Source organism: Streptomyces sp. NRRL F-6676, assembly GCF_000725625.1.
Taxonomy (GTDB): Bacteria; Actinomycetota; Actinomycetes; order Streptomycetales; family Streptomycetaceae; genus Streptomyces.
Window position 1 is genome coordinate 1 of the sequence record NZ_JOHS01000161.1, and the last position, 226, is coordinate 226.

Here is a 226-nt window from a genome sequence, read left to right on the forward strand (position 1 = left end):
ATCACCCGCAACCCGGTTGATCACCCCCGTCAGAATCCGCCCCGTGTCCGCCATGCTCTGCGGACCCTCCGGCTTGTCACTCTCGCCCTCACCCAGACGATCGTAGGAGCACACCCGGTTCTTCTCGCCCAGCGTCTTCTGAAGATCGGCCATCTTGTCCAGACCGTCCCCCAGACCCGCCACCAGCACCACCACCGGACCCCGCCGCGACTGCCGACCCTCACAC

Annotated in this window: 1 protein-coding gene; it reads right to left on the bottom strand. The window is 66.4% G+C overall.

Annotated features, from left to right (window positions below; all coding sequences use genetic code 11):
- Positions 1 to 195: alpha/beta fold hydrolase (locus IO29_RS31435; RefSeq protein ID WP_030994159.1), on the bottom strand; the 195-nt coding region annotated here is incomplete at its 3' end.
- Positions 196 to 226: the final 31 nt, after the last annotated feature.